General features: G+C 69.2%; 9 protein-coding genes. 8 read left to right on the top strand and 1 reads right to left on the bottom strand.

Going from position 1 to position 14,882, the window contains the following annotated elements; genetic code table 11:
• Nucleotides 1–66: 66 nt before the first annotated feature.
• A complete protein-coding gene (locus VE326_12900) occupies nucleotides 67–2,100 on the top strand; it encodes a TonB-dependent receptor (protein HYJ34102.1) in 2,034 nt (677 codons plus the stop codon).
• On the opposite strand, the gene VE326_12895 is transcribed toward VE326_12900, so the two are convergent.
• Nucleotides 2,072–3,646 carry a hypothetical protein gene (locus tag VE326_12895; GenBank protein HYJ34101.1) on the bottom strand — a complete coding sequence of 525 codons (1,575 nt, stop codon included), beginning with the start codon at nucleotides 3,644–3,646 and terminating at the stop codon, nucleotides 2,072–2,074. The two genes, VE326_12900 and VE326_12895, sit on opposite strands and share 29 nt — an antisense overlap.
• Before the next feature lie 245 nt (nucleotides 3,647–3,891).
• Between VE326_12895 and VE326_12890 the strand changes: the two genes are divergently transcribed.
• The 7 genes from VE326_12890 to VE326_12860 all read left to right on the top strand — a co-directional run bounded on the left by VE326_12890 (nucleotide 3,892) and on the right by VE326_12860 (nucleotide 14,801).
• On the top strand, nucleotides 3,892–4,674 hold the full coding sequence (locus VE326_12890; GenBank protein HYJ34100.1) for an enoyl-CoA hydratase-related protein: 783 nt from the start codon (nucleotides 3,892–3,894) through the stop codon (nucleotides 4,672–4,674).
• A gap of 90 nt (nucleotides 4,675–4,764) precedes the next feature.
• A complete protein-coding gene (locus VE326_12885; protein HYJ34099.1) occupies nucleotides 4,765–5,976 on the top strand; it encodes a thiolase family protein in 1,212 nt (403 codons plus the stop codon).
• 14 nt (nucleotides 5,977–5,990) lie between these two features.
• Nucleotides 5,991–6,845, top strand: a complete 855-nt coding sequence (locus VE326_12880) for a 3-hydroxybutyryl-CoA dehydrogenase (protein HYJ34098.1) — start codon at nucleotides 5,991–5,993, stop codon at nucleotides 6,843–6,845.
• Between the two features lie 14 nt (nucleotides 6,846–6,859).
• Nucleotides 6,860–8,074 carry an acetyl-CoA C-acyltransferase gene (locus VE326_12875; GenBank protein ID HYJ34097.1) on the top strand — a complete coding sequence of 405 codons (1,215 nt, stop codon included), beginning with the start codon at nucleotides 6,860–6,862 and terminating at the stop codon, nucleotides 8,072–8,074.
• On the top strand, nucleotides 8,071–9,405 hold the full coding sequence (locus VE326_12870; GenBank protein HYJ34096.1) for a 2-isopropylmalate synthase: 1,335 nt from the start codon (nucleotides 8,071–8,073) through the stop codon (nucleotides 9,403–9,405). The genes VE326_12875 and VE326_12870 overlap by 4 nt, the downstream gene beginning before the upstream one ends.
• Nucleotides 9,398–10,486 carry a 3-isopropylmalate dehydrogenase gene (locus VE326_12865; protein HYJ34095.1) on the top strand — a complete coding sequence of 363 codons (1,089 nt, stop codon included), beginning with the start codon at nucleotides 9,398–9,400 and terminating at the stop codon, nucleotides 10,484–10,486. The genes VE326_12870 and VE326_12865 overlap by 8 nt, the downstream gene beginning before the upstream one ends.
• Nucleotides 10,487–10,895: 409 nt before the next feature.
• Complete coding sequence (locus VE326_12860; GenBank protein ID HYJ34094.1) at nucleotides 10,896–14,801, top strand: putative Ig domain-containing protein; 3,906 nt, start codon at nucleotides 10,896–10,898, stop codon at nucleotides 14,799–14,801.
• The last annotated feature ends 81 nt before the right edge of the window (nucleotides 14,802–14,882 follow it).

Genomic DNA, 14,882 nt, shown 5'->3' with positions numbered 1-14,882 from the left:
ACCATGGGACCGCTTCGTCTCCGCGTCTCCGTTTTCTTCGCCGTGTCGTCAATTCTAGTGTTGTCCATGTTCATACTGTTCTCGGTCGCTTCCGCGCGCGCGCAGGGTTCCTCGCCCCCGGCGGATTCGTCGTCGGCAGGGGCCCCGGGCGCTGTGAGCGGCGCGGGCGGCCCCACCGGCGCTCCCTCCGACGCGGTCGGCCCCACGAGCACGCCCGCGGGCGCGGTCACCGCCGCGGCGACCCCCTCGTCCGAGATGCCTCGCTATCTCCTTCCGCCGATCGTGGTCACCGCCGAGCGCGCGCCGGTCCGGCTGGACCGCACGCCCAGCGACGTCACGGTGGTGGCACGCGAGCGCCTCGATCGCGACCAGGCGCTGTTCGCCGCCGACCCGCTGCGTGCCGTGCCCGCCGTCGACGTCCAGCGCTCCGGCTCGACGGGGAAGCTGACCGACGTGCGGCTCCGCGGCGCCGACCCGCGTCATACGCTCGTGCTCTTCGACGGCATCCCGCTCAACGGCCCGTGGGCCGGAACGTTTGACTTCGCCGACCTGCCCGGCGCCGGATGGGGACAGATCGAGGTCATGGGGGGCCCGGCCTCCTCGCTCTACGGGACCGGCGCGGTGGGCGGCGTGATCCAGTTCCTGAGCCCGTGGGATCCGGGTCCGACACGGCTGCGTGCCGGCGCCGAGGTGGGCGATCGCGCCACCCTGCGCCAATCGGCGGAGTGGAGGGCCGCTCCCGAGCGGTGGACCGCGGGCGCGTATGCGAGCCGGGTCACGTCGGACGGCGACGGCCCACGCGACGAGTACGACGGACTCGCGACCCGGGTGCACGCGGCGGCGCCCGTCGGTCCCTGGCGCCTGGCGTTCAGCGGGCTGGCCACGCGCGGGGTGAAACAGGTTCCCTACGACTACCGCTTCGACCTGTCCGACTTCCTCACGCACGAGGTGCTGGACCCGAATACGGAGGAGCGGGACCGCGTGATCACGGGACGCGTGTCGGCGGCCCGCGAACTCGGACGACTGGTTTCGCTCGAGGGGGAGGTCTCGGGGTTCGGGGGCCGGATCGATTACGAGAACCGGCCCGATACCACGGGTGGCGACTACGTCGACACCCGGCTCGACAACGCGCGCGAGATCGCGGGCGTGCGGGCGCGGATCGGAACGGCGTCGCGCTCGCTCCTCGCGGGCGCCGAATACCGCGAAGAGAGCGTGACCCGGGACGACGATTCGCGGTATGGCGGATTCGGCTCGGTGACGCACGTCGATCACATCGCGGTCACGCGCTCGCTGTATGCGCAGGCGCACGCCGAGTGGCGGCGCTTGCTGGCCGATGCCGGTGTCCGGCTGGACGATCACTCGCGATACGGGGCGATCGGCGTGCCCCGGGTGGCCATCGCGGTGCCGATCCGAGAAGTGGGGCTCAAGCTGCGCGGCGGCTACGGCCGCGCGTTCACCGCCCCGACCCTGAGCGATCTCTACTACCCGCTCTACGGGTCCGAGACGCTCCGCCCCGAGCGCTCGCGGACGTGGGAGGCGGGCGCCGATGGGAACTGGGTCGGCGGCCGTCTCGAGGCCCGCGCAACCTGGCATACGACCCGGTTTCGCGATCTCATCCAGTCGAATTCCTTCTTCACGGCGGACAACATCGGCCGGGCTCGGATCGAGGGGGGCGAGGCGTCGCTGCGGGTAGCGCCCTCTCGGCGCATCGCCGTCGGTGGATGGGCGGCCCGCCTGATCGCGAAGAATCTGAATGAGGGCGCCGGCAGCGACCGACGGCTCGCCAAGCGTCCGGCGTGGCGGGCCGGAGGCTGGATCGAGGCCGCGCCGGCCACCTGGGCCACCGCGTCGGCGTCCGTGCGCTGGACCGACTCGATGCGCGATCCGTTCGACTTCGTGGATCCCCAGGGTCATCTGCTCTCGGGCGACACGCCCGGCTACGCCGCGCTCGATCTGGGCGCTACCGCGTCTCTCGCGCGCTGGATCCCGGCCGAGGCGCGCGTGCGCCTGACGAACGCGTTGGACCGCCGCTACCAGGAAGTGAAGGGCTACCCCGCGCCGGGACGAAGGATCACGGTCGGCTTCGCGTACGCTCGGTAGTCGGCGCGGGAACTCGCCCCGGGGCGAGTTGCCATGATCCGCCGACCCCCGGGCCGACCCCGGACCGCTGCGTGATCCGGCGCCCGTCGGGGGTTTGCCCGACCCCGGACCGCTGCGTGATCCGCCACACTCCCGACGGCTCACGCACGTGGTCCGGCTGGTCCTTGGCGCCTGACTTCCATTCGCGACGGACCGCCCGCTCGGCGCGGGCCAGCTCCCGCTTGTGCTTCATGAACTCCGTTCCAAACGATTGCTCGGCCGCGTGCTGATTGTGCGCCCGGCAGCGCAGCCGCAATCCCTCGACGGTCGCCTTTCCGCCTCGCGCCAGGGGTTGGACGTGATCGAATTCCAGGAAGCGGCGTGCGGAGCAGCGGTGGCCCGACGGCGTGACGAAGGTGCACTGGCCGCGATCGCGCTCCCAGACGGCGCGGCGTACACGAGCAGGTATGTAGCGAATCCTTCCAGGACGGGCTCTCCGATTCGAGGCAGCGTGGCTCCTTGGAACCGATGCACCGTCCCGTGGCCGGGAGGACCGAGGACGTCCCGCCTGGGATCCGATCTTTCGCGTTTCGAGCCGCGAAATCAGCGCATCGAGCGCTCGGTCGAGCACCTGCACGACGTCTCCGGACGGGATCGCATGGCTCAAGAGGGCCTGGGCGTGCCGGAGTTTGTCATGCGTCGACTTCGGGATGGTGAGATGCACCGAATAGCGCTCTTCGACCGGCAACGCGGCCGGCTCGACTCGCCCCGGGGCGAGTTGGCCTTCGTGGAAGGCGGTGTTCGCCCCCAGGGGAGGTTGAATGGGCGCGGTGCTTGAGCCGATGGGCGATGCCGAAGCGCCGAGCCCCACCGGGTGCCCCGGACCGACATCGAACCCCGCCGTCTGCCCCGGACCATCGAGCCTCGCCGTCTGAACCGAACCATCGAGCCTCGCCGTCTGCGCCGGACCATCGAGCCTCGCTGGCTGCCCCAGACCATCGAGCCCCGTCTGCCCCGCAGAACGATCGAGCCCCATCGAGAGCACATTCGTAGCGGCGCTCAGGGTTCCGGCGAGCAGGTCGCCGAGGACGCCCGCAACTCGCCCCGGGGCGAGTCCGGCGATCGGCCGAATCACGGCAGAAGGCGCCCCGCTGGGGATTGGGGCCGCGAACCGCTGCGCAAGCCAGCTTTCGACCTCGGCCTTGCTCCGATGGGTCGCTGCCTCGATCAGCCTCCCCGCGTTCTCCCGAGTGAGATGCGGCGCCAGCAGCGACGCCGCGGCGAGATGAAGCCGGCCATCCGCCAGCGCCGCGAACAGCTCCGGGAACTGGCGCGCGGCGCGCGCGACCCGAATCCGCTTGTAGGCCGCGTCTTCCGAGAAGCGCAGCTCCTCCACACAATACGCGAACATCGAGGGATGGCCGGCCGGCGCGTACAGGCGCCGCGCATCCACCTCGCCGAGATGCGCGACAATGCGGGCCGTGAGCGCGCGGTCTTGTCGCACCAGGTGCGCCAGATCGCGAAGGAGGGCGCTGTCGCTGAGATGGTTCAACGCATACTCGTGCATGGGAACTCCTGTCTCGGGGAGGTCGCACGAACGGATCGGGTGGGGTCACGATCCAGGGGGCCATGATTGAACCACGAGGAGGGCACCTGCGGGAAGCAGGGCGACTCGGGTGCCATTGACACGTGGGAGCCGGGGTGATTTGCTTCCCGGCGGCTCCCGATGCCCGGGCATCGGCCTGGGCGTCGGGATGCGCCCGGGCGCCCGCCCGGACGTTCTCCCGAACCCTCGAACTCCGACCGGAACCCATGACCTACGAAAATCTGACCGTCGAAGTGCAGAACAAGATCGCGCGCGTCACGATCAACCGTCCCAAGGTGCTGAACGCGCTGAACGAGCGCACGGTCCGGGAGATCCATCACGCGTTCAGCTCGCTGTGCGACGACCGCACCGTCGGCGTCGTGATCCTGACCGGTTCCGGCGAGAAGGCGTTCGTCGCCGGAGCCGACATCAACGAGCTCGCGCAGATGACGCCGCTCGGCGGCGAGGCCTCCTCGCGCCTGGGGCAGGAGGCCTTCGACGAGATCGAATCGCTCGGCAAGCCGGTCATCGCCGCCGTCAACGGCTTCGCCCTGGGGGGCGGTCTGGAGCTGGCGCTCGCCTGTCACTTCCGCTTCGCATCGGAGAACGCGAAGATGGGTCTTCCCGAGGTCGGCCTGGGCATCATTCCCGGCTACGGCGGCACGCAGCGGCTCCCGCGGATCGTGGGGCTGGGGCGCGCGCTCGAGCTGATCACCACCGGCCGCATGATCGACGCCGCCGAGGCGTACCGGATCGGCCTGGTGAACGCGGTCTTCCCGCAGGCGGAGCTGATGCCGCACTGCGAGAAGGTGGCGAACGAGATCCTGACCAAGGGGCCGCTCGCGGTGCGCTGCGCCATGGATGCGGCGATCGGGGGGCTCGACTCCACGCTGGAGCAGGGGCTGGCCCAGGAGTCCACCTACTTCGGCCTCCTCTCCGCGACGACCGACATGCGCGAAGGGCTGACCGCCTTCCTCGAGAAGCGGAAGGCCGAGTTCGGCGGCGCGTGACCGCGCGCTCTTTGGTGGACCGGTCCCGCGTGCGCGCTTTCTCGTGGAGCGATCCGGCGTGACCGCGCGCTTCTCCTGGACCCCTCGCTCATGAGTCCCGCAGCCGGCGAGCGCGTCGCCATCGTGGCGTCGGTCCGGACGCCGATCGGGAAATTCCTCGGGAGCTTCGCCGAGGTCACCGCGGCCCAGCTCGGCATCGCCGCGACGAAGGGCCTCCTGGAGCGGTCGGGCGTGGCGACCTCCGTGGCGCCCTCCGACGTGGACGCGCTGATCTACGGCTGCGCGCGGCAGGCCGGGGGCGGACCCAACGTGGCGCGCCAGGTGCTCGTCGGCGCGGGGATTCCCGTCGAGCGCCCAGCCTTCACCGTGAACCAGGCGTGCGGCTCGGGGCTCCAGGCGATCCTGCTCGCGGCCGATCAGATCCGCCTGGGCAAGGCGCGCATCGTGGTGGCGGGAGGGACGGAGAACATGACGCGCGTTCCCTACCTTCTCGACCGCGCGCGCCTTGGCTACCGGATGGGGAATGCCCAGGTGGTGGACGGCATGTACCGGGACGGCTTCCTGGACCCGATCTGCGGCATGGTGATGGGGGAGACGGCCGAGAAGCTCGCCGACCTCTACTCGATTCCGCGGGCCGAGCAGGACGCCTACGCCGCGGAGAGCCAGCGGCGCGCCGGCGTGGCGATCGAGGAGAAGCGCTTCGAGCGCGAGATCGTGCCGGTCGCGGTGAAGGGGCGAAAGGGCGACACGGTGATCGCCGCCGACGAACATCCGCGCCCCGGGACGACGGCCGCCGACCTGGCCAAGCTCCCTCCGGTTTTCCGCGAGGGGGGCACGGTCTCGGCGGGGAACGCCTCGGGGATCACCGACGGCTCGGCCTCGGTCCTGGTCGCCAGCGAGTCGGTGGTGCGGGAGCGGGGGCTCAAGCCGCAGGCATGGCTCGGGGCGAGCGCCACGGTGGGTGTGGATCCCTCGATCATGGGGATCGGCCCGGTGCCGGCGGTGCGCCAGGTCCTGTCCACGACGGGACGGACCCTGGACCTGTACGACCTGATCGAGCTGAACGAGGCGTTCGCCGCCCAGGTGCTCGCGTGCGACCGGGATCTCCATTTCGATCGCGCGCGGCTCAATGTGAACGGCGGGGCGATCGCGCTGGGGCATCCGATCGGCTGCACGGGGGCGCGGATCGTGACGACGCTGCTCCACGAGATGGAACGACGGAACGCGCGGCTCGGGCTGGCGACGCTCTGCGTGAGCGGCGGCCTGGGACTGGCGCTCGAATTGGACCGGAACGGAATCTGAGGAGGAGGGAAGGGATGGCGTTCAAGACGATCGGCGTCGTGGGGTGCGGGCTCATGGGCTCGGGGATCGCCCAGGTGAGCGCGGGCGCCGGGCTGACGACGTGGGTGTGCGAGGTGGACCAGGGCGTGCTGGACAAGGGCCTGGGACGGATCCGCAAATTCCTGGAGGACGGCGTGACCAAGGGAAAGGTCACGGCCGAGGACCGGGACAAGATCCTGGGCAACATCAAGGGGACGACCAAGCTGGACCAGCTCGCTCCCTGCGAGCTGGTGGTCGAGGCCGCGGTCGAGAACCTCGAGGTCAAGCGCCAGGTGTTCGCGGCCCTCGACGCCGCCGTCGCTCCGGACGCCGTGCTCTCGAGCAACACCTCGTCGCTCTCGATCACCGAGATCGCCGCGCGCACGCGCCGCCCCGACCGGGTGCTGGGGCTCCACTTCTTCAATCCGGTCCCGCTCATGAAGCTGGTCGAGATCATCCGCGCCCTCACCACCTCGGACGCCGCCTACGGCCGTGCGCAGGAATATGTGGCCCAGATCGGCAAGACGCCGGTCCTCTGCCAGGACACTCCGGGTTTCGTGGTGAACCGCCTTCTGGTGCCCTACCTGCTGGACGCCGTGCGCGTCTACGAATCGGGGATCGCATCCAAAGAGGACATCGACAACGGGATGAAGCTGGGGTGCGGGTATCCGATGGGGCCGCTGACCCTTCTCGACTTCGTGGGGTTGGATACGACCTATTACATCGCTAACATCATGTTCGAAGAGTTCCGCGAGCCCCGGTTCGCCGCGCCGCCGCTGCTCAAGCGGATGGTGCTGGCCGGGCACCTCGGCCGCAAATCGGGCCGCGGGTTTTACGACTACTCCAAGTAAGGGAAGGCGGCGGCATGGCTAGGGAAGAGATCGTCATCGTGAACGGGGCGCGGACCCCCATGGCCGAGTGGGTCGGCGGGCGCGCCGGCAGCGGGAAGCCGGGTGGCGCGCTCAAGGACGTTTCCGCCATCGACCTCGGCGCCGTCGCGGCGAAAGCCGCGCTCGAGCGCTCCAAGGTTCCGGCCGACGCGATCGACCACGTCGTGATCGGAAACGCGCTGCAGACCAGCGGCGACGCCCTCTACGGGGCGCGCCACGTGGCGCTCAAGGCCGGCATTCCGGTGCCGGTCCCCGCGCTCACCGTCAACCGGCTCTGCGGCTCGGGGATCCAGTCGGTCGTGACGGGCGCGCAGATGCTGCAGCTGGGCGAGGCCTCGTTCGTGCTCGCCGGCGGGATGGAGAACCTGAGCCAGGCGCCCTTCGCGGTTCGCGGCGCCCGGAGCGGGCTGCGCCTGGGCCAGGGCGCGCTCGAAGACACGCTGATGGTCGCGCTCAAGGACTCCTACTGCGGGCTCTTCATGGCCCAGACCTCCGACAACCTCGCGAAGCGCTTCGGCATCACGCGCGAGCAGCAGGACGAGTTCGCCTTCCGCTCGATCACCGAGGGCAAGCGCGCCATCACCTCCTGCCTCCTCTCCGAGGAGATCGTCCCGGTGACGCCGCCGGGCCGCGACGCGAAGCCGGTGGAGAAGGACGATCACTGCTTCGAGGCGGCGACGCTCGAGGGGCTGTCGAAGCTCCCGCCCGCCTTCGGCAAGGACTCGTTCGTCACGGCGGGCAACGCGAGCGGCATCGTGGACGGCGCCGCGGCGGTGGTGGTGACCACCGCGCGCTCGGCGGAGAAACGGAATCTCGCCCCGATCGGCCGCGTGGTGTCGTGGGCCAGCGTCGGCGTGGATCCCGACACGATGGGGATCGGTCCCGTGCCGGCCGTGCGCGCCGCGCTCAAGGTGGCCGGGCTCGACCAGGACGACGTGGATCTCTTCGAGATCAACGAGGCGTTCGCAGGCCAGTACCTGGCGGTCGAGAAGGAGCTGGGCAATCCGCGGGAGAAGACCAACGTGAACGGCGGCGCCATCGCCCTCGGACATCCGCTCGCGGCCAGCGGCACCCGGCTCATCCTGACGCTCCTGTACGAGCTGCGCCGGCGGAAGAAGCGCTGGGGCGTGGCGAGCGCCTGCATCGGCGGCGGCCAGGGGATCGCGATCGTGGTCGAGGCGCTTCCGTGAAGCCGAAGCCCGCGGCTTCGGCAACTCCTGTGCTTTCGAGCCATCGCCCCGCATCACCCGTCGAGGCAGCGCATCCCGACGAGCGGGATCTGATCTATGACTGGAACGTGGGAGAGGAGTCCCCGCCGCGTCCTCCGCGCCGCGTGCAGGTCGTGGACGAGACCCTCCGCGACGGCCTCCAGTCCCCCTCGGTGGCCGATCCCCCGATCGAGGACAAGCTCAAGGCGCTCCATTACCAGGCCGCGATGGGCGTCCACGGAAACGATATCGGGCTCCCGGGCGCGGGACCGCGGGCCCACGAGGCCGCCCTCGCGCTCGCGCGCGAGATCGTGAGCGCGAAGCTCGCCATCGAGCCCTACTGCGCCGCGCGCACCCACAAGAACGACATCGACCCGATCATCGACATCACGCAGAAGACGGGACTGCGCATCGAGGCGGCCACCTTCATCGGATCGAGCCCCATCCGCCAGTACGCCGAGGATTGGGACCTGGACCGGCTGCTCCGCACGACCGAGGAAGCCGTGACCTACTCGGTGAAGAACGGGGTCCCGGTCATGTACGTGACCGAGGACACCACGCGCGCCCGTCCGGAGATCCTCCGGAAGCTCTATACGACCGCGGTCCAGTGCGGCGCGCGGCGCGTCTGCGTCTCCGACACGGTGGGACACGCCACGCCCGAGGGCGCCGCGCGGGTGATCCGCTTCATCCGCGAGGTGGTGGATGCGACGGGCGAGACGGTCGGCGTGGACTGGCACGGCCACCGCGACCGCGACCTGGGCGTGGCGAACGCGCTGGCCGCACTCCTCGCCGGGGCCGACCGGGTGCACGGCACGATCCTCGGCGTGGGGGAGCGTGTCGGGAACGCGCCGCTCGATCTGATCCTGGTCAACCTGAAGCTGCTCGGGTGGCTGCAGTGCGATCTCACGGTGCTGCCGGAGTACGCCGCGCTGGTGTCGCGCTCCTGCCGCGTCCCGATCCCGTACAACTATCCGGCCCTGGGGCGCGATGCGTTCCGCACGGGGACGGGCGTGCACGCCGCCGCCGTCATCAAGGCCCAGAAGAAGGGGGACGCGTGGCTCGCCGACCGCGTCTACTCCAGCGTTCCCGCGGGCATGCTCGGCCTGAAGCAGGAGATCAACGTGGGCCCGATGTGCGGCGAATCGAACGTCGTCTACTGGCTGACGGAGCACGGGCACGCGCCCGAGCGGCCGCTGGTCGAGCACGTCTTCCGGCTCGCGAAGCAGCGCGACGCCGTGTTCGAGGACGCCGAGCTCGAGCGGATCGTGGCCGCCTTCAAGCAGTCCGGACTCGGAGCGACCGCCCATGGCTGAGCGCCAGCATCGCATCGCCGTGCTTCCCGGAGACGGCATCGGACCCGAAGTCACCCGCGAAGCGGTCGAGACGCTGAAGCTGGCGGGGGAGATGGGCGGATTCTCCTTCACGTGGACGCCCTATCCCTTCGGCGCCGAGCACTACCTGCGCACGAAGGAGGCCTTCCCGCCGAGCGCTCTGGAGGAGATGCGCGGGCAGGATGCCATTCTATTGGGCGCGATCGGCGACCCCCGCCTTCCGACCGGGATGCTCGAGCGCGCGATCATCTCCGGAATCCGCTTCGGGCTGGACCTCTACGTCAACCTGAGACCGATCCGTCTCTTCCACCCCGATCTCTGTCCGCTCAAGGGGAAGGGTCCCGAGCAGGTGGACCTGATCGTCGTGCGCGAGAACACCGAGGACGCCTACGCCGGCATCGGCGGCTTCCTCAAGAAGGGGACGCGCGACGAGGTCGCGGTGCAGGAGATGATGTTCACGAGGAAGGGCGTGGAGCGCGTGATCCGCTACGCGTTCGATCTGTGCGCGCGGCGGAAGAAGACGAACACGCTCACGATGATCGACAAGGCGAACGCGATCGGAGCGATGGATCTCTGGACGCGCACGTTCGAGGAGGTCGGGGGCGACTATCCCGCGATCCGGCGCGAGCACGCCTACATCGACGCGGCCTGCATGTGGCTGGTGAAGAATCCGGAGAGCTTCGACACCGTGGTCACGTCGAACCTGTTCGGCGACATCTTCACCGACCTCGGCGCGGCGATCCAGGGCGGGATGGGCATGGCCGCCTCGGGAAACATCCACCCCGGGAAGACCTCCATGTTCGAGCCGATCCACGGCTCGGCTCCCAAGCACGCCGGGCGGAACGTCGCGTCGCCGATCGGCGCCATTCTCGCGGGGCAGATGCTGCTCGAGCACGTCGGCGAGATCGAAGCCGCCGCCCTTCTTTACGATTCGGTCCGCGCCCTCTTCGCCGACGGGCGGCTGCGCTCTACGGGAACCGACAGCGGAATCGGCACATCGGAGCAGGGCGCCGCGGTTCGTGAGGAGATGCGCCGCCGCGTGGGAGCCCGCGCCACGGCGTAAGCGCTCGCCCCGTGCCCTGCACGCTTGCGCGCGCACGTCCCCATTCGGCCGCGTGAACGGCCCGGGACTTGCGTGCTATCAATTCTTCCCGAAAAACCGCCGCGTGATGTAAAGCGGTCCTAAATCGTGTCCTCGGGCACCTTTTTCTGGACCCGCCAATTCCGTTTGTTACACTTTTGCGAGTCCGGGCTCCAGCCCGGGCAGCCGGGTCCTCGGCACTGTACGAACGTCGGCTACCCCCTTCCGGCCCCACTCGGGTCCAGAGACGTTCCCCCCGCGGATCCGCTCGGCGGATTGCGGCCGCCATGTCCGGCGTCGCGCCGCCTCCACGATTTCGTTGTCGTGAGTCGTCCTGGCATCCCGGGTTGGAGTGACACGAGGGACACTCAATTTTCCCAAGGAGGCTTTCATGAAGTTGGCGAAGTGGCTCTACGGACTCGCCGCTTTGGCGGTGCTCGCCTGTTTCGGGGCGACGCCTGCGCTGGCGCAGTACATGTACATGGACACGAATGGGGACGGGGTGTGGTCGACGGCGGACGTTTTGAATCCGAACGGGACGCCGACGTCGGTGGATGTCTACTTGAACACGACGCACAACCGTGACGGTTCGGTGGCGACGTGCGATTCGCAGGACGGGAATCTCGCGATCTGGAATTCGTTCGCGACGCATATCAGCGTTCCCGGCGGAACGGTGACCTTCTCGAATTACACGAACCAGCAGGCGGCCTTCACGATCAACTGCTCCAATGGCGGTCTTGCCTTCACGAGCACGGCGACGGATGCGGCGCAGTGCCAGGCGACGGGTACGCCTGTGGACAACGGTGGGACGACGCAGAAGCTGTACACGATGACGGTGACGGGCGTCAGCGGGACGCCGTCGCTGCAGTTCGTGCCGACGAACACGCTGGACAACAATCCGACGTCGTTCGGTACGAATTGCGGCGGGAACGATTTCGACAACACCTACAAGCTGGGGACGGACTGGTTCGACGTGAACGGCGCGGGGCCGGCGGCAGGCGGGAACGCGCTGCCGATCCTGAGCGTGGCCACCACGGCGAGCGGTACGGAGGGGCAGCCGTTCACGATCACGGCGACGGCGACCGACACGGACGGAGCGGATGTGCTGACGATCACGGCGACGGGGTATCCCTCGTCCCTGACGCTCACGACGACTCCGGCAACGCACACGGCCACGGCGACGTTGAGCGGGACGCTGGGTCTGGACGACCAGGGGGATCACACGATCACGTGGAGCGTGAGCGACGGAACGAATCCGCCCGTGACGGCCACGACAGTGCTGACGGTGACGAATCTCGACCAGGCGCCGGTGGTGACGGCCCCGGCGAACGTCTCCGGGGCGGTGGGAACTCCGATCACGGTGACGGTGACGGCGAACGACCCGGACGGGGACATCATCGCGAACCTGACGGCGGCGCCGCTTCCGGTGGGTGCCGAGTTCACGACCAACACGGGGAACACGGCGGGAACGCTGACGTGGACGCCGGTGGCGGGGCAGGAAGGGTCGACGAACGTGATCTTCACGGCGTCGAACTCGCTGTTCGGCTCGGCGACGACGGTCTTCACGATCGCGGGATCGGGTGCGGACGTTCCGCCGACGGTGACGGCACCGACGTCGGTGATCGGAAGTGAAGGGACGCTGGTGACGTTCACGGTGACGGCGGCGGACCCGGACGGGGACGCGATCACGAGCCTGACGGGGTCCCCGCTGCCGACGGGGGCGACGTTCACGGCGAACGCGACGAACACGGAGGGGACGTTCAACTGGACGCCGACGTTCGATCAGGCGGGGACGTACACGGTGACGTGGACGGCGTCGAACGCGCTGACGGGTACGGCGTCGACGGCGATCACCATCGAGAACACGGATCAGCCTCCGGTGCTGGCTCCGATCGGGAACGTGACGGTGGCGGAGGGGAGCTCGGCGACGGTGAACGTGGTGGCGACGGATGTCGACGGCGACTTGATCACGCTGGACACGACGCTGCCTACGTTCGCGGTGCTGAACGCACCGACGTCGGGGACGGGAACCGTGTCGACGACGATCACCCTGAGCCCGACGACGGGATCGGCGGGGAGCTACACGGGCACGGTGCGGGCGACGTCGGGATCGTTCACCGACTCGACGTCGTTCACGATCACGGTGACGGCGGGAGGCTCGGACCAGGCCCCGATCGTGACGGCTCCGGCGACGATGAGCGGAACGGAAGGGACGCTGGTGACGTTTACCGTGTCGGCGGCCGACCCGGACGGGCAGGCGATCACGTCGTTGACGGCGTCGCCGCTGCCGACGGGTGCGACGTTCACGGCGAACGCGGCGAACACGTCGGGGACGTTCAGCTGGACGCCGGCGACGGGCCAGGCGGGGACGTATGACGTGACGTTCACGGCGTCGAACGCGCTGACGGGAAGTGCCACGACGCACCTGACGATCACGGCGCCGACGGTGGACCAGGCTCCGGTGGTGACGGCGCCCGCGAACGAGAGCGGGACGGAAGGGACGCTGCTGACGTTCACGGTGACGGCGTCGGATCCGGACGGGCAGCTGATCACGTCGTTGACGGCGTCGCCGCTTCCGGCGGGGGCGACGTTCACGGCGAACGCGCTGAACACGTCGGGGACGTTCAACTGGACGCCGAGCACGGGCCAGGCGGGCACGTACGACGTGACGTTCACGGCGACGAACGCGCTTTCGGGCACCGCGACGACCCACGTCACGATCACGGCGCCGGGCGTGGACCAGGCACCGGTGGTGACGGCCCCGGCGAACGAGAGCGGCACCGAAGGGACGCTGCTGACGTTCACGGTGACGGCGAACGATCCGGACGGCGACGCGATCACGTCGCTGACGGCGGCGCCCCTGCCTTCGGGCGCGACGTTCACGGCCAATGCCTCGAACACCTCGGGGACCTTCTCCTGGACGCCGGCGAGCGGGCAGGCTGGAACCTATGATGTGACCTTCACGGCGTCGAACGCCCTTTCGGGGAGCGCCACGACGCACCTCACCATCAGCGCACAGGCCGCCGACCAGGCTCCGGTCGTCACGGCACCGGCGAACGAGAGTGGGACGGAAGGGACGCTGCTGACGTTCACAGTGACGGCTTCGGATCCCGACGGCGACGCGATCACGTCACTGACGGCTTCCCCGCTGCCTTCGGGCGCGACGTTCACGGCCAACGCTTCGAATACGTCCGGGACGTTCAACTGGACGCCGTCGAGCGGACAGGCCGGCACGTACGACGTGACCTTCACGGCGTCGAACGCCCTCTCGGGTAGCGCCACGACGCACATCACGATCAGCGCGCAGGGCGCGAATCAGGCTCCGGTCGTGACGGCTCCGGCGACCCAGACGGTCAACGAGGGACAGCTCCTCACCTTCACCGTGACGGCGACCGATGCCGACGGGGACCACGTGACGCTGACCGCGTCCAACGTTCCCTCGGGAGCGACCTTCACGGACAACGGGAACAACACGGGGACCTTCTCCTGGACCCCGAACTCGACGCAGTCGGGAACGTACACGGTGACCTTCACCGGCGATGACGGACACGGCGGCACCGGGACGGCGACGACGGTGATCACGGTCAACGACGTGACCGGCGGGACGTTCACCGCGACCCTGAAGCTGGTGGGCAACTTCAATCCGCACCGTCGCTTCCTCTGCTTCCATGTCACGGCGACGGGCAACTCGTTCGATCTGGGAACCACGGATCTCTCGAGCCTCGTTCTGAACTACAACGGTGCGACGCTGCCGGCGCTGGGCCCGCAGACGCACCTCGAGTCGAGCTGCGATGAGGAGGTTTGCGAGGATTGTGGGACGTCCGGGGAATCCGACACCACGAACTGCACGACGCAGCTGCACGTCTGCTTCCTGGCGTCGGACGTCGCTACGCTTCTGGGCGGAAACATTCCGGACAACCTCTCCGCGATCACCATCACCGGCAATCTCACGGGCGGCGGAACGTTCACGGCCACGATGGGGACCTTCCGCGTCGCCGGAAAGGGCGCCGACAAGGTCAACGGGCGGTTCAAGTCCAAGGCGAAGCCGAATCCGCTCAACCCCAAGACCGACCTGACCTTCTCGCTTCCGACGGCGAGCCATGTGCGCGTCAGCGTCTTCGACGCTCGCGGCCGCCTGGTGAAGACCCTGCTGGACGGCAATCGTCCCGCCGGCGAGAACGTCGTGCCGTGGGACGGCACGGACGACCGTGGCGGACACGTCTCTTCGGGCGTGTTCTTCTTCCGGCTGGAAGCGCTCGGCTCGAAGGAGATGGTCCGGGTGACCGTTCTCAAGTAGGGCAGCACGTAGCAGGGAGTACGAACGGGCGGGGCGCTTCGGCGCTCCGCCCGTCTTCGTGTCCGGGGAGGCGCGGGGCGG

This window comes from Candidatus Binatia bacterium, from assembly GCA_035631035.1.
Taxonomy (GTDB): domain Bacteria; phylum Eisenbacteria; class RBG-16-71-46; order SZUA-252; family SZUA-252; genus DASQJL01.
Note: the sequence above shows the minus strand (reverse complement) of the source record. Positions and strands in the feature narration are given on the sequence as shown.